Source organism: Streptomyces sp. CA-142005 (genome assembly GCF_050942335.1).
Classification (GTDB): domain Bacteria; phylum Actinomycetota; class Actinomycetes; order Streptomycetales; family Streptomycetaceae; genus Streptomyces.
Window position 1 is genome coordinate 892,369 of record NZ_CP192078.1, and the last position, 20,980, is coordinate 913,348.

Sequence of the window (20,980 nt, forward strand, 5' to 3'; positions counted from 1 at the left end):
ATATGCTCGTCGAACGTCGGGTCGCTAGGGGGGACCACCATGGATCTCGCTGAGATCTTCCGGGTCATGCGCAGGCGCTGGTACGTCCTGCTGCCCGGACTGCTGCTGACCGCCGGCCTGATCGTCGGCGTGGCCCTGATGGTTCCGGTCACCTACCAGTCGCAGAGCACGGTGGTGCTGCTGAACTCCCAGAAGGCCACCGTGGCCTACGACGGCAACCCCTTCCTCAGCTCCCAGACCTCGCTGACCGGGATGGCCGACAGCCTGGCCCGCAACCTGAACTCCGACGGCTCCGTCCGGGACCTCAAGTCCCGTGGCGCCACCGGTGCTTTCGCGGCCAAGCTCGCCGACAACGCACAGGGGCCGCTCCTCTGGCTGACCGTCACCGGCACCGACAAGGCCGCCGTGCTGGCCTCGGACAAGATCCTGACCGCGTATGCCAAGGAGCGGCTGGATCTGTTCCAGAAACAGCAGTCGGTCGCCCCGAAGGCGATGATCCGGATGACGACCATCGTGCCTCCGCAGGACCCGGTGGCGCAGACCAAGACCCGGATCGAGTACCTGGTCATGGCCGGGTGCCTGGGCCTGGTGCTGAGCCTGGTCGCCGTCTTCTACGTGGAGGCGCGCAAGAGGTCGCACAAGCCCGAGCCCGAGCCCGAGCAGGAGCAGGAGACGACCGTCCCTGTCCCCTCGGCCGGGGAACCGGCGGTGGACGAGACGCTCGCCATCCGGCGGCCGCCGAGTTGGTCGCGGTCCGCCGCGGACGGTCCAGGCACCGCAGAGCCCACAGCGCCACGTCCCGCCATGGCCGTGGCGTCCGCCGCAGAGCCGCTCGACGAGGAGTCGACTCATGGACACCGCCCGCGCACCGGAGAGCGAGACCGGTGAGACGAGCGACGCCCCCGCTCCTGCCGCTCCCGCACCCACCGTTGCCGACTCCCTTGATCGCAAGGTCCGTTCGGCGGCCCGGTGGAGCCTGATCAACACCGTCGTCCTGCGCCTGGGCAACTTCGCGACCGGCATCGTGCTGGCGCGCTTCGCCCTGGGCCCCGCGGCCTGGGGCGTGTACGGCATCGCCCAGACCGTGCTGCTGGTCCTGCTGTCCGCGAACGAACTGGGCGTGGGCCTGGCCATCGTGCGCTGGGAAGGGGACGCACGGCGGTTCGCGCCGACCGTCCTGACCCTCAGCACCCTCTCCAGCGGCCTGCTGTACGTGGCGCTGTTCGCGGCGGCACCGACGGTGGCCGGACTGCTCGGCTCACCGGACGCCACGGGCGTCCTGCGGGTGATGTGCCTGTGCGTGGTGATCGACGGGGTGGCGCAGGTGCCGGGCGGCTTCCTCACCCGTGAGTTCGCCCAGGGCAGGCGGATGATCATCGACGGGCTCAACTTCGTGCTGGGCACCTCGGTGACGCTGCTGCTGGCCTTCGCGGGCTGGGGGGCGATGAGCTTCGCCTGGGGAGCCGTGGTGGGCAACCTCGTGACGCTGGTCGGCTGCCGGCTGGCGGCACCGGGCACCCTGAGATACGGCTGGGACCCCGAGCAGGCCCGCGCGCTGCTGAGGTTCGGGCTGCCACTGGCGGGGGCGAGCCTGCTGGCCCTGGCGGTGGTCAACGTCGACACCATGGTCGTGGGCGCGACGCTGGGCAATGTGTCCCTGGGCTTCTACGTGCTCGCCTTCAACATCTCCGGCTGGCCCGTCAGGATCATCTCCGAGGCCGCCCGCCGGGTCTCCTTCGCCGGATTCTCCCGCCTGGCCGACTCGCCGCAGGCGCTCGCCCAGGGATTCAGCCGTGCCCTGGGCGTGGTGATCACCGGCACCGTCCCGCTGTGCGTGCTGCTGGCGGGCCTCGCGGAGCCGGTCATCCACCTGGTCTACGGAAGCCGGTGGACCCCCGCCGCCGCGGCACTGCCCTGGCTGATGGCCCTCGGCCTGATCCGCATCGGCAGTGAACTCGCCTACGACTGCCTGGTCGCGATCGGACAGCGCCGTTCGCTCTTCCTGGTGCAGGGCCTGTGGCTGGTGGCCCTGATCCCCGTGCTCCTCGTCGCCGCCCATGCGAACGGCATCGTCGGAGTCGCACAGGGCCACGTCCTGGTCGCCGGTGGCATGGTGGTGCCCGTGTTCCTGATCGCCCTGCGCCGTGGCGGCATCGGCCTCGGCCGGATCGCCAGGGCCTGCGCCTGGCCCTTCCTCGGCGGGGCCGTGATGGCGGCGATCATCCTCGGCCTGGAGCGTCCGTTCGGAGACGGCCGGCTCGCGCTCCTCGCCCTCGGCACGATCGCCCTGGCCGGCTACACGGTGTGCGTGCTGCCCAGCCGCGCCTTCCTGCGCGGCGTCGGCCGCGGCGACCGGCCCCACCGCGGCCGGCACCGATCGTCCGCGGCCGTTCCGTCCACCCGACAGGACCTGAGGTGAACCGGATGTCACGACGTATCGGCCTCAGTTCCCTCGCGGGGCCGCTGATCGCGGCCTTACTGGCGGTCGTCGGGGTGGCCTGCTCGGGCACGGACCGGAACGCCGGTCCCTCGCCGTCCGCAACGGGGAAACCAACCGGGACGGGAAAGCCCGGCGCAACGGGGAGACCCACCGCGGCGGGGAAGGCCACCGCGACGGCCGGCGCGGGCGGTGCGTCCGCGCATCCCGCGGCCGGTCCCGCGTGCGCCTCCCCGAGCGCCTGCGGCTTCCCCGACGCCCGTACCACCGGCCCCCGCACCGCGCTCAAGCCCCACAAGACCGGCTACCTGGCCGTCCGCACCAACGGGCTCGTCATCCGGGGCTGGGACATCACCGGCTCGCTCGACATCTACGCCGACGACGTCACCGTCATCGACACCAAGATCACCTCGGACAACTGGTGGGGCATCAACCTGCGGCCCGGCTACCACGGCCTGCGCGTCCTGCACTCCACCATCACCGCCGTGCCCGGCAAGGGGCCCGACAACGGGGGCGTGGACTACGCGGTGTCGAACATGGGGGCCAGTTCCATCGAGGTCGGCTGGTGCGACGTCTCGGTGTTCGGCGACGCCCTGTCCATGGGGCAGGGCGATCTGCACGACAACTACGTGCACGACATCGTCCCGTTCGTCAACCAGGGCGGCGAGTGGCAGCACACCAACGCCGTCATCAGCGGCGGCGGCAACACCGGTCGGCTGACCATCCGCCACAACACCCTGCTGAACCCGACCAGCCTCAAGCAGGGGGCCTCGGGAAGCATCGGTCTGTTCGCGGACACCGGGGTGGTCCGCAATGTCACCGTCGACCACAACTGGATCGCCGGCGGCGCGTACGCCCTCTACGGCGGTGACAAGGGCGCCACCGGGATCCAGGTCACCGACAACGTCTTCTCGACGCAGTACCACCCCGCCTCCGGCGGCTACGGCGTGGTCGCGCACTGGAACGCGAGCGGCGCCGGAAACGTGTGGCGGAACAACCGGATGTCCGACGGCCGCCCCGTCCAGCCGGAGCCGTCCTCGTGAGCGGCGGCATGACGCGCCGTGCCGCGCGGGCACCCTGGACGCTGCTCAAGGCGTTGTTCGGCTGGCTGGTGCTCTTCGAGGCCAGGAACAAGGTCCTGCTGGCCCCCAGCGCGGTGCGGCTGCGCCGGATCGAGGACGCCGAGACCCGACGGCTGGCCGCCGTCCTGCCGTCGCCGCCCTCGGCGCTGGTCGCCACGGTGATCGCCACCCACCGGCGCCCCGAGGCGCTGCGTGCCGCGGTCCGCTCGGCCCTGGACCAGACCGTGCGCGACCAGGTCGTCATCGTCGTCGACGACGGCGCCGGACTGCCCGAACTCCCCGACGACCCGAGGCTGTTCGCCGTCTCCCTGGCGCACAACACCGGCGTGGCCGGCGTCGTGCGCAACGTGGGCATCCGCCTCACCCGCTCGCGGTACGTGGCGTTCCTGGACGACGACAACCTGTGGGAAGACGACCATCTGGAACGGACGTTGGCGGTCCTGCAGTCCCCCGACGGACCCGACGGCGTCTACACGGCGCTGCGCCGCGTCCTGCCCGACGGAACCGAGAAGGACGTCCTGTCGGTGCCCTACGACCGGCGCCGGGCCGCCCGCGAGTCCTTCCTGGACACCAACGCCTTCGTCGCCCGCCGCACTCGCGCACTGCACTTCAGCCGCCTGCGCCGGACCCCGGAGGTGCTGCCCCGGGAGGACTGGGAGCTGATCCGCCGGTACGGCCGCAGGCACCGGGTGCTCCATGTGCCATGCCCCACCGTCCGATACCTGATGAACCCGGCCAGCTTCTACACCCAGTGGGCACCGCCCAGCTGAAACGTGCTCCCTTTCCGCTCCGACCCCAGGTGGTTGATCCCATGCCCCGCTCCCGCGCCCTCAGAAACAGATTCGTCGACGCTCCCGGCTCACTGGGCGAACGACTCCGCATCGCCCGCTGGGAGCGGTTCCGGCGCTGCTTCCCCGGCATCGAGAACATGAGCGTCGTGGACCTGGGCGGGACCGCCGAGATGTGGCTGCGCGCACCGGTGCGCGCCAAGCACGTCCACCTGATCAACCTGGAGGAACACCCCGCCGAACTGCCCGACTGGATCAGCGCGGAGAACGCCGACGTCACCGACCCGGCGGTCGCCGCCGAACTGAGCGGCCACGGCGGCTACGACCTGGTGTTCTCCAACTCGACCATCGAGCACGTGGGCGGCCACAGCCAGCGCCGGAAGTTCGTCTCGGCCGTCGAGCAACTGGCGCCGCGGCACTGGATCCAGACGCCGTACCGCTACTTCCCCGTCGAGCCGCACTTCGTGGCGCCCGGCTTCCAGTTCCTGCCCCTGGCCGCCAGGGCACGCCTGGTACGGCACTGGCCGCTCGTCCACAGCCGCCCCGACAGCCCGGAGTCGGCGATGAACGCCGTGATCAACATCGAGCTGCTGACCCGCGCCGAGATGCGCTACCTCTTCCCCCGGTCGGTGCTCCTCAGCGAGCGGGTGCTCGGTGCCCCGAAGTCGCTCATAGCCGTACGAACGGAGTCCGCATGCTGAACAACCTGGTCAACAGACATGACGCGGACCGGCTGCTGCGCAAGGTGCGGAAGCTGGAACTGGACCGCGTGCTGGCCAAGCTGCGGGTGCGCGGCGGCGCGCGAGTGGTCCAGCACTGGTCCCAGGTCGACCCGTCGCTGACCGAGTGGTGGGCGATACCGGCGGTCATCGAGCGGTGGAACCTGCTGATGACGGGCGACGCGGCCACGTCCTTCCCCCAGTACGTGGCCGCCAAGCACTTCGCGCCGCGCACCGATCTGCGCGGCCTGTCGCTGGGGTGCGGCACCGGCGGGAACGAGTTGCTGTGGGCGAGGACCGGCGCGTTCTCCCTCCTGGAGGGCGTGGACGTGGCGCAGCAGCGGATCGACTTCGCCACCCGCGCCGCCGCCGAGAACGGTCTCGCCGACGTCCTGCGCTTCCGGGTCACCGACGTCAACCGGATGACCAGCGACGGGGAACGCTTCGACGTGCTGCTGGGCCTGCAGTCGCTGCACCACTTCGACCATCTCGACGAGACCCTGCCGCGACTGTCCCGGCTCATCCAGCCCGACGGGCTGTTCGTGATCGACGAGTTCGTCGGTCCCACCCGCTTCCAGTGGACCGACGGCCAGCTGGACGCGGCCAACGCCCTGCTGGCCCAGCTCCCCGAGGAGCGGCGGCGCCTGCCCGACGGCCGGATCAAGCGCCGTGTCGTGCGGCCCAGCAGGCTGTCGATGGTGCTGGACGACCCCTCGGAGGCGGTCGACGCGGCGGCGCTGCTGCCCGGCCTGCGGCGCCATTTCGAGGTCGTCGAGGAACGGCCGTACGGGGGCACGGTGCTGCACATCGCGCTCTCCGGGATCGCGCACAACTTCCGTGACCAGGAGCCGGAGACGCTGGCGCTGCTGGAGCGGTGCTTCGCGGCGGAGGATGCGGCCCTGCCGGAGGTGGGGCACGACTTCGTCGCCATGGTGTGCCGCCCGCATAACGCGGGCTGAGCGCTCCGCGGGAACCGCCACGACGGCCCGGCGCCCGTCTGCGGCGCCGTCGGGGCTGGTCGCGCGGTTCCCGCGCCCTTGTGCGGCGCTCCGGGATCAGAACCAGTGCAGGCAGTGCGGGGTGCGTTCGGCGCGGAACAGGGCGTCGGCGAGGGTGGCGGCGCCCGGGTGGTGGGCCCGGATGTGTCCGGCGCGCACGAGCGTGCCCGGGGTGGTGCCGCCGAGGTAGACCGAGCCCAGGTCGCTCACGTCCAGGGACAGGTCGGGCTCCCGGTCGGTCGGGACGCAGTCGGCCTTCCCGTCCCGGACGGTCAGCAGGTAGCGGCCGTGCTCGCCGAGGAACGGGTCGTCGACGTCGAGGACGAGCTCGCCGTCCGTGAACCAGCCACGCGCGGTCAGCGCACGCGGGACGTCCAGCAGCCGCACCCAGAGCCAGTCGGTGTCGCCGCTCACCTGGCCGGCCCGGAAGTCCGCGAGCTGCCAGCGCAGCGGGTGCCCGGGCGGGACGTGCTTGAAGACGACCTGAGCGACCAGGTCGTGTCCGAGCACGAAACGGGCCAGGGCCGTGAAGACGGCGTCGTCGGTGGCGACGGTCTCGTCGACCGTCAAGGTGTCGCCCTCGACCGCATAGCTGGCGTACCCGTCCGGGACGCCGTCGGCGTCGCGGTGGACGGCGACGTAACGCGGCGCCGGAGAGATCGGCGGCTGCCCCGCGCCCGAGGCCCACCAGCGGTGCGGCCGGGACAGCCCGCCGGGCTGTGCCCGGCGGTACCGGTCGTAGACGTCCTCCAGGATCTCGCCGCACTCGGCACGCCGCAGCAACTCGACCGAGCCGGTGTCCGAGCCGGCCGCCGGGGCGTCCGCCGTCGCGCGCGCCCGTGGGAGGGTGAGGGCGGCCTGCCGGCGCGGCACCGTCAGCCGTTGCGTGTAGGTCGCCGGTCCGTAGCCGAACCTGCGGTAATCAAGGCCTCGGAGGCCAGCAGTACGGAGAGGAACTCCCCGCGTTCCCGCAGCTCCGCGAGCTGATGCCGCATCATCGAGCTGAGCACGCCCTGGCGTCGGTGCGAGGGCAGGACGCCGACGGCGGTCACCCCGGCGGCCGGGGCTAGGATCTCACCGGGCAGGGTGAGCTCGAAGGAGTACGCGGCGGCGGTCCCGACGGGCCGCCCGTCCGCCGTCGTGGCGAGCAGGCCGCGGTCCATCTCGAGCGCCGACCACCAGACCCCGCCGCCGCCCTCGGTCGGGGTTTCCGGGAAGCGTCCGAACGCGGCATGGAGTGTGCCGACGAAGACTTCGAGGTCCTGGTCGGTAGTGGAACGTATCTCCATCGCTGCCGTCGCCTCCCCTGGATACCGGCACCACGCGGCGTGGTGTCCGCCACAATCCTGCGTTGTCCCGAGGCCAGGTCAAGCGAATTACGGCCGGGTCCGCGGACGCGGTCACGGCCCCGGCGTGGCGCGCAGGGTGCCCGGCCGGGCGAGTGCGGCAGCGGCCGCGCGGCTGGCCGGGCGGCCGAGGGCGGCGCGTGAGGTCTCCCGGAGCAGGACGGCGGCGCGAAAGGCGGCCGTGGCGAGGGCGCCGTGCCGACGCCGGTACAGCCGGACGCGGTTGAGGGTGAGCAGGGTCCAGAGGCGGGGCGACACCTGGGAGTCGCCGCCCAGGTGGACGGCCTCGGCTGACGGCTCCAGCTGTGTGGCGTATCCCCGGTCCCGCGCTCGCAGGCAGTACTCGGTCTCCTCCGAGTACAGGAAGAAGGACTCGTCCCACGGGCCGCACGTGACCAGGCACTCCCCCGAGACGGCCATGAGCGCGCCGGTCGCCCAGTCCGCGCGTGTGGGCCGCTGATATGCGGCGGGGTGGGTGACGAGCTCGCTCAGGGCCGGGAAGCGCCCGGCCCGGGTGTTGCCGATGAGGGCCTCGCCGAGCGCTCGGAGCACGCTCGACTCGCGGCGCAGCGAGTGATGGGGCGTGGCCCTTCCTTCTTCGTAGAGCAGGGGTACGGCGATCCCCACTCCGTCCGCGAGGCTGTCGACGAGACGTTTGGCGCAGCCCTGCCGCATCCGGATGTCGGGGTTGCAGATCACAACGGCTTCGTACTCCCCGGCGGCACGCAGCGCCGCGTTGATCCCGGCCGCGTAGCCGGCGTTCCGGCCGGTCTGCACGACCGTGGCGTCGGGGGCCAGTGTCCGCAGCACCTCGACGGTGTCGTCGGCGGAGTCGTTGTCGGCGACGACCAGCCGCCAGTCAAGGCCGGCCATGCCGTCGGGGAGCGCGGCGAGGAACCCGGGGAGCACGGAGGCGCTGTTCCAGGTGACGACGATGACGGCGACGGGGCTCATCGGGACTCCGCGAGTTGGGGGAGCTGGGTTTCGGACGGCTTGCGGGGGGCGGGGACCGTGGCCGCGGCCGCCTCGCGGCGGATGAAGCCGAGGTAGCTGCCGCCGGCGCCCAGGGTCAGGAAGAACATCCCGGCGTACATGGGGAAGCTGAGCGCGTCGAAGGTGGCGCTGATGACCAGGGCGACCAGGGCCGAGGCGAGAAAGGCCTGCCCGAGCTCGCGGTCCGATTCGGTGCGGGCGAGCCGGCGGATGGCACCGCCTTGATGGATCCCGGTGACGAACAGGGCGAGCAGCGCGACCAGCCCGACGATGCCCGTCTCGGCCAGGGTCAGCATGTACTGGTTGTCCGTGAAGAAGTACAGGTCGGGGGTGAAGGTGCCGAATCCGCGCCCGAACCAGGGGCGTTCGCCGAGGTAGGGGACGATCGCGCTGTACTTCACGGTGCGCGCCTGGGTGCTGCTGTCGGAGTTGGACAGGAAGCTGGCGAACAGGTTGGTGATGGTTCCGATCAGCCCCGGGATGATCACCTTGAAGCCGGCCACCGAACCCAGGACGATGCCGATCGCGGCCCAGCGCCGCTGCGGCTTCCAGCGGGGCACCATCACCAGGATCACGATGAAGACGCCGATGATGGACGTCCTGGACACGGTCAGCGGAAGGGCGCCCGCCATGATCGCCACCGGGGCCCAGCGGCGCAGTGCGCCGGCGTGCCGGCGCACCGGATCGAACGCCTGGTGGACGGCGAACGGAACCAGGATGGCCAGCATCCCCCCGAACTCCAGTGGATGGGCCGTGGTGGAGCGGGGCCGGGTGAACGAGCCGCGGTCCATGGCGCTGATCCCGGCGGTGCTCGACTGCAGGCCGGGGATGTGGATGGAGTCGGCGATGTTGGTCGCGGCGAAGAAGTCGTAGTAGCCGATCAGGGCGACCACCGTGCCCAGCACGACGAGCCGGCGCATCAGGGTCTCCAGCCGGCTGCGCTCCTGGATGCCGGCCGAGGCCAGCACCACCAGCGCCACCCACACCCCGAGCCCGATGAGCCCCCGGTCGGCCCCGAGGACCTCCTCGTGCGAGCTGTCGCGTGTCGCGTCCGCGAGGTACGACAGCAGCACCGCCGCGGCGAGCACGCACATCACCACGCGCGGCAGCCTGGTGCCCGGCGCCGGAAGGATGCGGCCGCCGAGCCAGGTGGCGAGGTACCAGAGCAGTCCGAGCAGGGCGAAGACGTTGGCCGGGGTGCCGACACCGCCCAGCGCGGGCAGGGTGAGGTTCGACGGGACGACGAAGGCCAGCACCAGATAGCCGGTGAGGATCGTCGTGGCGTCCAGCCTCCGCACCAGCAGGCCCCTGGGCGCCCGCTCGGAGGGCCGGGCGCGACGGCGCCGGGGAACGTATCCGGCCCGGGCACGTCCCCGGCGGCGGACCACCGCGACGCCCTCGGCCAGGATGGACAGCAGGAACGCGCCGACGAACCCGACGATGACGACCGCCGCGATGTCCTGGTACCGGCTCTTCGACTGCGAGACCGGTGTCTGCGGCAGAACGACCGGGGCGGTCTGCACCAGGTAGGTCGCCGGCACCTTGGAGGCGGCCTGCAGGACCTTGAGCTGCTCCCCGGCGAAGTTGGTGAGGGTGGCGGTCTCCCGGAGCACGTTCGCCCGGTCGGTTCCTGTGACGCTCAGGGTGAGCAGCGGGCTGTCGGCGTCCGGCGCGAAGCCGGCCGTGTACCGGTCCGTGACGCCGCGGGAGCGCAGTTCCTTCGCCGAGTCGCCGGACTGGAGGGTCCTGATCAGCACGTCGGCCGTGACGACCAGCGAACCGCCCGCGTTCGACAGGGGGTTGCCGAAGGTCGGCGCCAGCTCGGCGACCGCCCTGGAGTCGAGCAGCGTGACGGAACTCTGCGACTCGTAGGACACCGGGACGGTCCGGTACAGATACCCGCCCGCGAGCAGACTGAGCAGGGTGAGGGGCACCATGAAGTACCAGCGCCTGCGCATGATCGCCCAGATGTCGCCAAGGCTCATGAGAACTCCCCCCGGCCCGGTGCTCCGGGACCGGACGTCCGGGCTCGGGCCCAGCATATGTCGCGTGATCCGGTGGCGACGCGCCCCGGCGCCTGCGAGGATCGGTGCCGACGGAAGGAAACCCTGTGTCGCCTCGTGAGGTCGCCGAAGCGCTGCTCCGCCGCTGGTACGTTCTGTTTCTCGCGCTCCTGCTGACGGCCGCCGGAGCCTACCGGGTGCTGCACCCCGCTCCGCAGTACCTGAGTTCGGCGGTGGTCGTCCTCAAGCCGCCCGTGACGGGAAACCAGCCGAACCAGCTGACGAACCTTCAACCGCCGCTCGCCACGCTCTCGTACGGGGTCATCCAGCAACTCCAGTCGCCGGCCGGGCGCAAGGAGCTGGACGCCGCCGGCGTGCACGGCACGTACCAGCTGATCCCGCGCAACAGCGGCACCAGTGCGACGCCGCGCTATCTGATCCCCTCGGTTCAGGTGCAGGCGCAGCGCGGCGGCGCCGTCGAGGCCGACACGGCGGTCCAACGGGTCATCGACGTCTACACCAGGCATGTGACGGCGCTGCAGGAGGCCCAGGGGATCGCGCCCGGGGCGCGGATCAGCGCATCGGTCCTGGTCGCCCCGAGCGCCGCCCCGGTGCAGGGCACCCGGACCCGCGCACTGGCCGGTACAGCACTGCTGGGCGCGACCGCCGGGATCCTGGGCGCCCTGTGGTTCGACCAGTGCGCGCTGCGCCGCAGGACCAGGAAGAAGACCTCCGTGGACCCGCGCCACCGGGCCGACGGGATTCCGGTGGCGGGCTGAGTTCCTGCGGGACATCAGATACCGCGGCGCTTCCACGACTCCCACCACAGCCACTCCCGCCCGCGCTCGGCCACGGCCGACCACACCAGCGGCTGCAGATACGGCATCGCCTTCGGGCCGATCCGTCTGCGCAGGCGCAGCGCGCGGTACTCGGGCAGCGCCGCGTATCCCGGCAGGCACTCCTCGGCGAACGCCACGCATGCGTCGACCGGTACGACGCCTGTACGGCCCCGGTCGTAGGCCCGGTAGGCCCGGCGCAGGGCGTAGCGCGCAAGTCGGGTGTGGACCTGGTCGGCGAGGCGGTCGGCGTGCGGGAGCCGGTCGGCGCATTTGGCGAGCACCGAGTCGAAGGCCACGAGACGCTGGCGCAGGTCGTCGAGCTGGCCTCCGAAGTCGGTTGTGGACATGTTCTTGCCATGGACGCGGTAGAAGGCCTGGTCGGCGCCGCGTATGTAGCCGACGTCGGCGTGTGCGGCGAGCCGCATCCACATCTCGATGTCGCCGGCGTGCGGAAGCTTCGGGTCGTAGCCCCCGACCGCGCGCTGGAGGCTGGTGCGGACGACGACTTCGGGTGAGGTGATGCAGCCGGTGCCCTCGCGGAAGCGCCGCTCCAGCCACCACTGCCCGGGGTAGACGACCGATCCGGTGCTCTGCGTACGGGCCTTCGGCAGCGGGCCGCCGTGCTGGAAACGCAGGGGGCGGCCGTAGGCGAACCCCGCCTCGGGGTGGGCGTCCAGCAGCGCGGCGGCCCGGACCAGCGCCCCCGGGACCAGCCGGTCGTCGGCGGAGAGGAGGGCGACGTAGTCGCCGTCGGCCCATTCCAGGAGGCCCTCGTTGTAGGTGGCGATGTGACCCTTGTTGGTTTCGTGGACGCGGACCTCGATACGCGGGTCGGCGGCGGCCAGCTTGTGCGCGATGTCCGCCGAGTCGTCGGGCGAGGCGTCGTCGATGATGAGCACCCGGACGTCGACGCCGTTCTGCTCGTCCAGGACACTGCTGACGCAGTCGGCGAGGAAGTGGCCATACTTGTAGCAGGGGATGACAACACTGACGGTGCTCATCGGTGGGCAAGCCAATCCCCGGTGGTGGTCTCCGCCTTGGGCGGAGACCACCACCGGTGCGTTCGGGTCGGTCAGTTCTTCTTCTTGCGGACGGTCTTGCTGGTCAGGGTCCAGCTGTGGGACTTCACCGGGTGGCGGTGCTTGTCCCGGGCCGTGACCGTGACCGTGAACCGGGTGCCGTCCGGCAACGGGGCGGACAGGTGGACGGACACCTTGTGGGTGGCCCGGTCGTAGGAGGTGACGGCCGTGACGTGGAGCTTCCTGGCGGCGCCCGCCCGGGGCCCCGGCAGGACGGTCACGGTGGCCTTGACGGACGACGGTGCGGCCCGGTCCGGCAGGGCCATGACGAGGGCGCTCGTCACGTCGGCGGTGTGCGTCACCGAGGACCCGGTCACCTCCGAGGCGGTGGCCGTCGACAGGGACGCGCTCGGGTTGTCGGCGGTGAAGACGGGGCCCACCCAGTAGTTCGCGGATCCGTAGGAGCCGTTGGGGAAGGCCGGGTCGGTGCCGTACTTGTAGAGCCCGTTGTGGTGGGCGGTGGTGTCGGCCGTGGCGGTCAGCGGATAGGACTGGTGGGCTGCCGTGAAGTAGCCGCCGTCCACCGCGTAGTTGCCGTTCGGCGCGTGGTAGGAGACGACGTAGGCGGTTCCGGCGGTGACGGCCACCGGAGCGGCGAAGGTCAGCGTCTGCCAGCCGGAGGCCGTCTCGTTCGTGAAGGTGCCGCTGGCGAGCAGTGTGCCGCCGTCGGACCACAGGCTGCCGGTGTGGGTGCCCGTGTTGCCGGTGCCCTTGTAGAAGGTGACGCCGGTGACCCAGCCGTCCGCCGAGGAGGTGAACCGGGTGCCCAGCTCGACGGAGTTGGGGTCGCCGGTCATGTCGGTGGTGGCGGGTACCGTGCCGGGGTTCCACAGCGTGCAGGGGCAGGTCACCGCGGGCGGGCTGGAACTGGTGGTGAAGGACCACGTCACCGGGTCCGCCATGGCGTTGCCCCACAGGTCGGAGGCCTGTACGGAGGCGGTGTACGTGGTGTTCAGCGCCAGCTCCGTCGACGGGGTGAAGGTCGCCTTGTTGGACGCGGGGAGCGTCGTGGCCCCCGGCACGGTGCTGCCGTCCGGACCCTTCAGGGTGAACGTCAGGGTGTCGGCGTCGACGGCCGAGCTGAAGGTGGCCGACACCGGTGCCGTGATCGACACGCCCGTCGCCCCGGACGTCGGGGAGGTCGAGCTGACGGTGGGCGGGGTGGTGCTGGCCGTCGAGGTGTCCAGCACCACGTCGACCCAGTAGTTGCTGCCCGAGGACTGCGAGGACGGGAAGGCGCTGGTCGAGCCGTAGTGGTAGACGCCGTTGCCGCCGTCGGTGCCGGACTTCAGTCCGGTGAGCGGGGCGAGGCCCGCGTCGCCGTCGTTGAAGTAGCCGCCGTCGTAGGAGTATCCGCCGTTGGGGGCGAAGTAGGAGGCGACGTAGGTGGTGTTGGCCTTGACGGGCACCGGGCTGGCGAAGTTCAGCTGCTGCCAGCCGGAGGCCGTCTCGCCCGTGAAGGTGCCGGTGGCCAGGCGGGTACCGGAGGCGGTCCACAGGCTGCCGATGTGCGTCCCGGTGTTGACGGGGGACTTGTAGAAGCGGACGCCGGTGATCGAACCGGTCACCGTGGTACGGAACTTGACGCCGAGCTCCACCGAGCCGCCGTCGCCGCCGTTGACGGTGCCGGGAACGGCCGAGGCCGGCCAGATGGTGCACGGGCAGCTCTGGGGGCCGACGGTCAGCGGGACGGTGGTGACGGCGCCGATGTTGACGCTGTCGTCGACCGCGCGGACCTTGATCGATGCCGATCCCGGGGTCGTCGGAGTCCAACTGTAGCTCCAGGACGCGAGGCCGCCGGCGGCCTTCCAGGTGGTTCCGCCGTCCGTGGAGACCTCCACACGGGCCACCACGCCGCCGCCGGAGTCGGTGGCGGTGCCCTTGATGGTGACCGGCTTCAGCGCCGGGACGGTCACCCCCGAGGCCGGGCTCGTCACCGTGACGGCCGGGCCCGTGGTGTCGGTGGAGGCGGAGGCGGCGACGAGGTTGCTCTGCCGGGTCGCCGGCTGGATGCCCATGTCGGCGAGGATGCTCACCGTCGCCTGCTGCATACGGGAGTCCTCGGTGACCACCGTGTCGGCGGGGTCGCTCGTCGGGACGTTGGTCAGCCCCCACGACCACTGCACGGTCCCGGACCCGAACACCAGGGCTCCGGAGTCCTGGTCGCGGAACTCGACGAGATTGTGGGTCGCCGTGCCGTTGCCGTAGATGTTGCCCCAGTCCATACGGAGCTTGCCGTCGTTGATGTCCACCGTGGTGGAGGACACGTCGATCGCCCCGGCGGGTCTGGTGCTGTTGTCGAGGTCGCTGTCCCACTCGTAGCCGAGGGTGCCGGTCGGGAACGTGGCGGTCTGGCCGGCGGTGAGGTTGGCGATGGAGGTGTTGCGCCAGATCCGGTTCTTGCCGTACGAGCCGGGGACGGTGATGGCGTCGCCGCGGTAGCCGTTCACCTGGAACATCGAGCCGGTGAGGATGTTCGGCGGCTGGTAGGTCTGGCCGTACTGGGTGCTGGTCGGATCCATCCAGGTGCCGGTCCAGACGCCGCTGGGGTCGGCTACGCCGTTGTTCTGCGCCATCTTGGTCATCTTGTAGCAGACCAGGGTCCGGTCCGCCGTGTTCGTACCGTCGATGCTCGGGGCGAGCCGCGTCTTCCAGAAGACCTCGTTGCCGCTGAAGAAGCCCTCGCGGACGCCGGCCTTCCGGGCCGCCAGGACGTTGGAGTACTGGCTCTGCGTCCAGTACTCGTCATGGCCGGAGGACAGGTACACCTTGTGCTTCTTCAGCAGGGTGGCGCCGGCCGCCGAGGACACGTCCACGCCGGACAGATAGCTGACGTCGTAGCCGTTGCGCTCCAGCCAGGACAGCATCATGTACTCGGAGCCGTAGATGCCGTTGTCGCCGCCGATGTCCAGGGGCCGGTTGTAGCTGACCTCGTAGGCGCGGCCGTCCGGCGCGGGCCCCGCGCCGCCGTACAGGTCCTGGCCGCCGTAGTCGTTGTAGGCCTGCCAGGTCTGGTCGCTGGTCTGCACGACCATGTCGGAGGTGCTGGAGTCGTTGCGGACGACGAACGGGTACGGCATCAGGCCGTCGCCGTCCGTCTGGGTCAGGTTCGCGATGTACAGGCCGGACACCGCGGTGCTGGGCACGGTCCAGGTCGCGGTGACGGGCCAGTTGCCGCAGTCGACCAGCCCGGTGCTGCTCTTGGTGGTGCAACTGGCTGGCTTGGTGGTGTAGTTGGCCGGATAGGTCACCGCCGCCTGGGTCGCGGTGGACATCTCGCGCGCGCCGTCGCCGCCGTACCAGCCCAGCCGGTAGATCTCGATGTGGTACGAGATCGGCGACTGGACCTTGAACTGGACGGTGTCGCCGGCCTGGACGCTCTCCTTGGTGGTGAAGCCCTTGATGTCGCCGTAGGCGTTGGGGGCGAACCAGTCGGACATCGGGCTGCCCGGCTTGGAGTTCTCGCAGACGATCGGGTTCGAGCCCGTTCCGCACGGGTCGGAGGCCGCCTGGGCGGTCACGGCCTGCGGGAGCACCGCCCAAATCAATGCTGCTACGACGGCGAGGCGGGCGCCCCGGATCCGTCTGCTCCATCTGTTCATGTGTACCTCTCAGCGGTGCTGTGCAGGGCCGACCGGTGGGGCCGGGTGGAGCGTGGGGCTGATGACCGGTCAGCCGCGCAGGGCGTGGGCGAGCGTGTCCACGACGCGCTGCTGCTGGTCGGGGGTGATCTGCGGGTAGAGCGGAAGCGAGAGGATCCGGTCCGCCGCCTTCTCGGCGTGGGGGAAGTCGCCCGGTGCGTGACCGAGATGGCGGTAGGCCGGTGTGAGGTGGACCGGGGCCGGATAGTGCACTCCCGCGCCGATGCCCTCGGCGTTCAGCTTGCCGACGATGTCATCGCGGTCCGCCCCGGTGACCTGGACGACGTAGAGGTGCCATACGTGGACGTTGCCGGCCGCGGTCGTGGGGAGCACGATCCGGCCGGCGGCCGTGAGGTCGGCGAGCAGCGTGTCGTAGCGGGCCGCGGCCGCGCGCCGGGCGGCGTTGCCGTCCGCCAGCCGTGCCAGCTTCGCCCGCAGGACGACGGCCTGGAGTCCGTCCAGACGGCTGTTGAACCCGGGCACGTCGTGGCGGTACTTGGCGACGCCGCCGTGGTTGGCGAGCGCGCGCACCAGGCCGGCCAGTTCCTCGTCGTCGGTCAGCACCGCGCCCGCGTCGCCGTACGCACCCAGGTTCTTGCCCGGGTAGAAGCTGGTCGCCGCGATCCCGCCGCTGCCCGGCGTCCGGCCGTCGCGGGTGGCGCCCTGGCACTGCGCGGCGTCCTCGACGGCCTTTACCCGGTCGGGCAGTTGGCGGGTCAGCGCCGGCACGTCGGCCATCTGCCCGTAGAGGTGCACGGGTACGACCGCGCGGGTGGCCGGGCCGACCGCCTCCAGCGCGGCCTGGGGGTCGAGCAGGTAGGTGTCGGGCCGGCAGTCCGCGAGGACCGGTCGCGCGCCGGTCCTGGCCACCGCGCCGGCGGTGGCGATGAAGGTGTTGGCGGGTATCACGACCTCGTCGCCGGGCCCGATCCCCCAGGCGCGCAGGGCGAGTTCGACGGCATCGGTGCCGTTGGCGACGCCCACGCAGTGCGCGACACCGCCGAAGTCCGCGTATGCGCGCTCGAACCGGCGGACCTCGTCGCCTCCGATGAACGCGGTGCCGGCCAGGATCCGTTCGAATCCGGCCCGTACCTCGTCGGCGACTTCCTCGTGGGCCGCCTTGAGGTCCACCAGCGGAATCTGGTTCATCTGACGGGTCCCCCCATGGTTGTCGTCGCAAGTTCGTCAAGCGCCGGGGCATCCGCCTCGCGCAGCCGCCGGGCCGGGGTGCCCGCCCAGACCTCGCCCGGCGGCACATCGCCGAGCACAGTGCTGCCCATCCCGATCAGCGACCAGGCGCCGACCGTCGTGCCCTCCCGGACCAGGGCCCCGGAACCCACATAACTGCCCCTGGCCAGCCGGGCTCCCCCGCCCAGGCGGACTCCGGAGGCAAGCGTGACGTGGTCCTCGACCACGTCGTCATGGGTGAGGACGACCTGCGGCATCACCGCGACGTGCGCGCCCACCCGCACGGCGGCGGTCAGGACACAGTGCGCGAGCAGGACCGAGCCGGGGCCGACCTGCGAGGTCGCCGACACCACCGCCGTCGGGTGGATCACCGTGGCGTAGCGGTCCGCGGGCAGGTCGAGCCTGCGCACCAGGCGGGCGCGGGCGGCGTAGTCCCGGGGGTTGCCCACGCAGATCACCACCCGGGCGCCGGGCAGGTCGTGGACCAGTTCGCAGCCGCCGAGGACGGGCACGCCGTCCACCTTCGTGCCGTGCAGGGCGGCGTCGTCGTCGAGGTGCCCGAGCAGCTCGGCCTGGCCCGCGTCCCGCACGGCCTGCGCGGTCTCGCGGGCGAAGCCGCCGGCGCCGACGATCAGCAGGCCGGTCATGGCGCGGCCTGTTCGCGCAGTACCGCCACCACCCGGTCCTGCTGGGCCTCGGTCATGGTGTGGAACAGCGGCAGGATCAGCGAGTCGCGGGTGATCCGCTCGGTGACCGGCAGCGGCGCACGGGGATGGTCGGCGTAGGCGGGTTCGAGGTGCGCGGCCATGATCCCGCGCCGGGCGGAGACGCCGGCCTGGGCGAGCGCGGCGAGCAGGTCGTCCCGGCCGACGGGGAAGTCCCTCTCCAACAGCACCCAGTAGGACTGGAAGTTGCTCTGCCCGTGCGCGGGGTCGCGTACGGGGGTGAGGCCGGGGACGTCGTGCAGCAGCGCCGCGTAGCGGGCCGCCAGCTCGCGGCGGCGGGCGGTCATCGCGTCGAGCTTGCCGAGCTGGACCAGCCCGACGGCGGCCTGGACGTCCGTCATCCGGTAGTTGAAGCCGACCTCGAGGTAGCTCTCCAGGACGGGCTTGTCGCTCGCGTGGCGCTGCGCCGCCGAGGCGTTCATCCCATGCTCGCGCAGCCGGCGCAGGCGTGCCGCCCACTCGGCGTCGTCGGTGGTGATCATGCCGCCCTCGCCCGTGGTGACGAGCTTGCGGGGGTGGAAGGACCAGGCGGCGAGCAGCGCGCCGTGCCCGACGGGCTTGCCGCCGACGGTCGAGCCGATGGCGCAGGCCGCGTCCTCGACCAGCGGCAGGTCCCAGGCGGCGCACGCCGCGCGCAGGGCGTGCACGTCGGCCGGCACGCCGCCCTGGTGGACGACGAGGACGGCCTTGGTGCGCGGGGTGCGGACCGCGTCCACGGTGGCCGTGGTCAGGTTGCCGGTCGCCGGGTCGACGTCGGCGAAGACCGGCTCGGCGCCGACGTACCGTACGGCGTTGGCGGTGGCGATGAACGACAGCGAGGGCACCACGACCTCGTCGCCGGGTCCCATCCCGAGCGCGACCAGCGACAGGTGCAGGGCGGTGGTGCAGGAGCTGACGGCGATGCCGTGCTCGGCGCCCACCCGCTCCGCGAAGGCCCGCTCGAAGGCGGCGACCCGGGGGCCCTGGGCGACCCACCCGGACAGCACCGCGTCGGAGGCGGCCCGCGCCTCGTCCTCGCCGAGCCAGGGGATCATCACCGGGATGCGGTCGGTGCTCACTTGGCCGCCTCCCGCTCCGCACGCCACCACTCCACCAGGTCCCGCAGCCCCGTGCGGAGGTCGATGTGTGCCGTGAACCCGAGCCGCTCGGCGGCCCGCGAGGTGTCGGCAAGCCGCCGTACCACCGAGTTCACGCTGCGGGCGGGCCCGTGCACCGGCTCCAGGCCCTGCGCCCCCATCGCCTCCAGCAGGCCCTCGGCGAGCGCCTTCAGCGAGGTCTCCGTGCCGCTGGCGATGTTGAACACCTCGTCGGTGAGATCCGACTCGGCGGCCAGGACGTTGGCCCGGGCGATGTCGCGGACGTCGACGAAGTCCATGGTCTGTGTGCCGTCGCCGAGGATCAGCGGCGGCTCGCCCGCCTCGATGCGCTCCATCCAGCGGATGAGCACCTCGGTGTAGAGGCCGTGGATGTCCATCCGGGGGCCGTAGACGTTGAAGTAGCGCAGCGCCACGTAGTCCAGGCCGTACATGGCGTGGAAGCTGCGCAGCATGCCCTCGTTGAAGGCCTTGGCGGCGCCGTAGAAGGTGTCGTTGTTGTACGGGTGGTGGCGCTCGGTCGTCGGGAAGGTCTCGGCCATGCCGTAGACGGACGCCGAGGAGGAGGCGATCACCTTGGCGACCCCGGCCTCGGCGGCCGCCTCCAGGACGTTGAAGGTGCCGTCGACCAGGACCTCGTTGGCGAGCCGGGGCTCCTCCGCGCACTGGGTGATGCGGATCGCCGCGAGGTGGAACACCAGGTCGGCGCCCTCGGTGACCTTCCGTACGGTGGCGGCGTCCCGGACGTCGCCCTCGACGATCTCCACGACGCCGCTGGGCAGGGCCTGGGCGAGGTTGGCCCGCCGTCCGCGCACGAAGTTGTCCAACACCACGATCTCGCGGGCGCCGCCCTCGGCCAGGAGGTCGACGAGGTGGGAGCCGATGGTGCCCGCTCCCCCGGTGACCAGGATCTTCTTGCCTCGTACGCTGCTCAACTACCGTGCCCTCTCAGTGAAGTGGATCCGCTGAACCGATGCGCTCAACGTCCGGCGCGCAGGCCGACGACCGCGCCCCGGAATTCGAGACTCCGGGACGCCGCCTCGAGAATGTCGAGCACGCGCAGGCCCGCCCGGCCGTCGGTGAGCGGCGCCCGGCGCGTCCTGATCGCGTCGGCGAACTCGTCGACCATGCTGCGCAGCGCTTCCTTCTCACCGATCGCGGGCGCGACCATGTCTCCGGAGCGGTACGAGACCAGCATGTCCCGGCGCTCGTCCGCGCCGATCTCCTGCGGGGAGGCCAGGTCCACGCCCCGGTCGTAAACGGCCACCCTTTGCAGGGGGTTGAGGTCGTCCCAGATCAGGGTGCGTTTGGCGCCGCCCACCATGGTGGTGCGCACCTTGGTCGGGGACAGCCAGTTGACGTGCACGTGGGCGATGGCCCCGGTGTTGAGCGTGAGCGTCAGATAGGCCACGCAGGCCTGTCCCGCGCCGATCGGGTCGGCCCCGTGGGCGGCGACGGCGACCGGCTCGACGTTGTCGGGAAGGATGAAGTCCAGGATCGACAGGTCGTGCGGGGCCAGGTCCCACAGGACGTCGATGTCCTTCTGGACGAGCCCGAGGTTGATCCGCACCGAGTCCAGGAAGTGGATCTCGCCGAGTTCGCCGGAGCGGACCAGCTCCCGGATGCGGCCCGCGGCGGGCGTGTAGCAGTAGGTGTGGTCGCACATCAGGGTGAGACCGCGTTCCTCCGCCTCGGTCACCAGGCGCATCCCGTCGGCGTAGGTGGCCGCGAGCGGCTTCTCCACCAGGACGTGCTTGCCGGCGCGCAGGGCGGTCAGGGCGATGTCGAGGTGGGTTCCGGCGGGCGTGGCCACGGCGACGGCGTCCACGGACGGATCGGCGAGGACGGCCGCGTAGTCCGCCGTGGCCTCGACCGTCGAGTAGCCGCCGAGGACCCGTCGGGCCCGGTCCACGTCGAGGTCGCACAGCCAGCGCAGCCGGAACCGGTCGCTGGCCTGGAAGTTGCGGACGAGGTTGGGGCCCCAGTAGCCGGCCCCGACGACCGCGACACCCAACGGCTGCGTGGTCTGCGTCACTTGGTTCCTCTCC

Annotated in this window: 16 protein-coding genes and 1 pseudogene; 7 read left to right on the top strand and 10 right to left on the bottom strand. The window is 71.5% G+C overall.

Annotated elements, in window-relative coordinates; genetic code table 11:
- Positions 1 to 39: 39 nt before the first annotated feature.
- Genes ACQPXS_RS04465 through ACQPXS_RS04490 form a run of 6 tightly spaced genes read left to right on the top strand, consistent with a single transcriptional unit; the run spans position 40 to position 5,985 of the window.
- A complete protein-coding gene (locus ACQPXS_RS04465) occupies positions 40 to 888 on the top strand; it encodes a chain length determinant protein (protein WP_433447118.1) in 849 nt (282 codons plus the stop codon).
- Positions 851 to 2,419: a lipopolysaccharide biosynthesis protein gene (locus tag ACQPXS_RS04470; RefSeq protein WP_433447120.1), complete on the top strand. Its 1,569-nt coding sequence runs from the start codon at positions 851 to 853 to the stop codon at positions 2,417 to 2,419. The genes ACQPXS_RS04465 and ACQPXS_RS04470 overlap by 38 nt, the downstream gene beginning before the upstream one ends.
- Before the next feature lie 5 nt (positions 2,420 to 2,424).
- Positions 2,425 to 3,480 (top strand): hypothetical protein, encoded by a 1,056-nt coding sequence (locus tag ACQPXS_RS04475; RefSeq protein WP_433447122.1) that lies wholly within the window; start codon positions 2,425 to 2,427, stop codon positions 3,478 to 3,480.
- A gap of 8 nt (positions 3,481 to 3,488) precedes the next feature.
- A complete protein-coding gene (locus ACQPXS_RS04480; RefSeq protein ID WP_433447124.1) occupies positions 3,489 to 4,289 on the top strand; it encodes a glycosyltransferase family 2 protein in 801 nt (266 codons plus the stop codon).
- A 41-nt stretch (positions 4,290 to 4,330) separates the two neighbouring features.
- On the top strand, positions 4,331 to 5,008 hold the full coding sequence (locus ACQPXS_RS04485; protein WP_433447126.1) for a class I SAM-dependent methyltransferase: 678 nt from the start codon (positions 4,331 to 4,333) through the stop codon (positions 5,006 to 5,008).
- Complete coding sequence (locus tag ACQPXS_RS04490; RefSeq protein ID WP_433447128.1) at positions 5,002 to 5,985, top strand: class I SAM-dependent methyltransferase; 984 nt, start codon at positions 5,002 to 5,004, stop codon at positions 5,983 to 5,985. The genes ACQPXS_RS04485 and ACQPXS_RS04490 overlap by 7 nt, the downstream gene beginning before the upstream one ends.
- Before the next feature lie 96 nt (positions 5,986 to 6,081).
- Here ACQPXS_RS04490 and ACQPXS_RS04495 read toward each other — a convergent pair.
- The 3 genes and pseudogenes from ACQPXS_RS04495 to ACQPXS_RS04505 form a co-directional block, all read right to left on the bottom strand.
- Positions 6,082 to 7,313: pseudogene (locus tag ACQPXS_RS04495) on the bottom strand (GNAT family N-acetyltransferase).
- A 111-nt stretch (positions 7,314 to 7,424) separates the two neighbouring features.
- Complete coding sequence (locus ACQPXS_RS04500; RefSeq protein ID WP_433447130.1) at positions 7,425 to 8,324, bottom strand: glycosyltransferase family 2 protein; 900 nt, start codon at positions 8,322 to 8,324, stop codon at positions 7,425 to 7,427.
- Positions 8,321 to 10,348 carry an O-antigen ligase family protein gene (locus ACQPXS_RS04505; protein WP_433447132.1) on the bottom strand — a complete coding sequence of 676 codons (2,028 nt, stop codon included), beginning with the start codon at positions 10,346 to 10,348 and terminating at the stop codon, positions 8,321 to 8,323. Before ACQPXS_RS04505 ends, ACQPXS_RS04500 begins: the two co-directional genes overlap by 4 nt.
- A gap of 125 nt (positions 10,349 to 10,473) precedes the next feature.
- Here ACQPXS_RS04505 and ACQPXS_RS04510 point away from each other — a divergent pair, with 125 nt between their 5' ends.
- On the top strand, positions 10,474 to 11,145 hold the full coding sequence (locus ACQPXS_RS04510; protein ID WP_433447134.1) for a hypothetical protein: 672 nt from the start codon (positions 10,474 to 10,476) through the stop codon (positions 11,143 to 11,145).
- Between the two features lie 14 nt (positions 11,146 to 11,159).
- On the opposite strand, the gene ACQPXS_RS04515 is transcribed toward ACQPXS_RS04510, so the two are convergent.
- The 7 genes from ACQPXS_RS04515 to ACQPXS_RS04545 all read right to left on the bottom strand — a co-directional run bounded on the left by ACQPXS_RS04515 (position 11,160) and on the right by ACQPXS_RS04545 (position 20,967).
- Positions 11,160 to 12,206 carry a glycosyltransferase gene (locus tag ACQPXS_RS04515; protein ID WP_351810017.1) on the bottom strand — a complete coding sequence of 349 codons (1,047 nt, stop codon included), beginning with the start codon at positions 12,204 to 12,206 and terminating at the stop codon, positions 11,160 to 11,162.
- A 71-nt stretch (positions 12,207 to 12,277) separates the two neighbouring features.
- The gene (locus ACQPXS_RS04520; RefSeq protein ID WP_433447136.1) at positions 12,278 to 15,820 is read right to left on the bottom strand and encodes a DUF4082 domain-containing protein; all 3,543 of its coding nucleotides are present in this window, start codon (positions 15,818 to 15,820) and stop codon (positions 12,278 to 12,280) included.
- Positions 15,821 to 15,955: 135 nt separating this feature from the next.
- Positions 15,956 to 17,074, bottom strand: a complete 1,119-nt coding sequence (locus tag ACQPXS_RS04525; RefSeq protein WP_433447138.1) for a DegT/DnrJ/EryC1/StrS family aminotransferase — start codon at positions 17,072 to 17,074, stop codon at positions 15,956 to 15,958.
- On the bottom strand, positions 17,071 to 17,760 hold the full coding sequence (locus tag ACQPXS_RS04530; protein ID WP_433447140.1) for an acetyltransferase: 690 nt from the start codon (positions 17,758 to 17,760) through the stop codon (positions 17,071 to 17,073). The genes ACQPXS_RS04525 and ACQPXS_RS04530 overlap by 4 nt, the downstream gene beginning before the upstream one ends.
- Positions 17,757 to 18,896, bottom strand: a complete 1,140-nt coding sequence (locus ACQPXS_RS04535; RefSeq protein WP_433447142.1) for a DegT/DnrJ/EryC1/StrS family aminotransferase — start codon at positions 18,894 to 18,896, stop codon at positions 17,757 to 17,759. Before ACQPXS_RS04535 ends, ACQPXS_RS04530 begins: the two co-directional genes overlap by 4 nt.
- Entirely contained in the window at positions 18,893 to 19,867 is a 975-nt protein-coding gene (locus tag ACQPXS_RS04540; protein ID WP_433447144.1) for an SDR family NAD(P)-dependent oxidoreductase, read from the bottom strand. Before ACQPXS_RS04540 ends, ACQPXS_RS04535 begins: the two co-directional genes overlap by 4 nt.
- Before the next feature lie 44 nt (positions 19,868 to 19,911).
- Positions 19,912 to 20,967, bottom strand: a complete 1,056-nt coding sequence (locus ACQPXS_RS04545) for a Gfo/Idh/MocA family protein (RefSeq protein WP_433447146.1) — start codon at positions 20,965 to 20,967, stop codon at positions 19,912 to 19,914.
- Between the last annotated feature and the right edge of the window lie 13 nt (positions 20,968 to 20,980).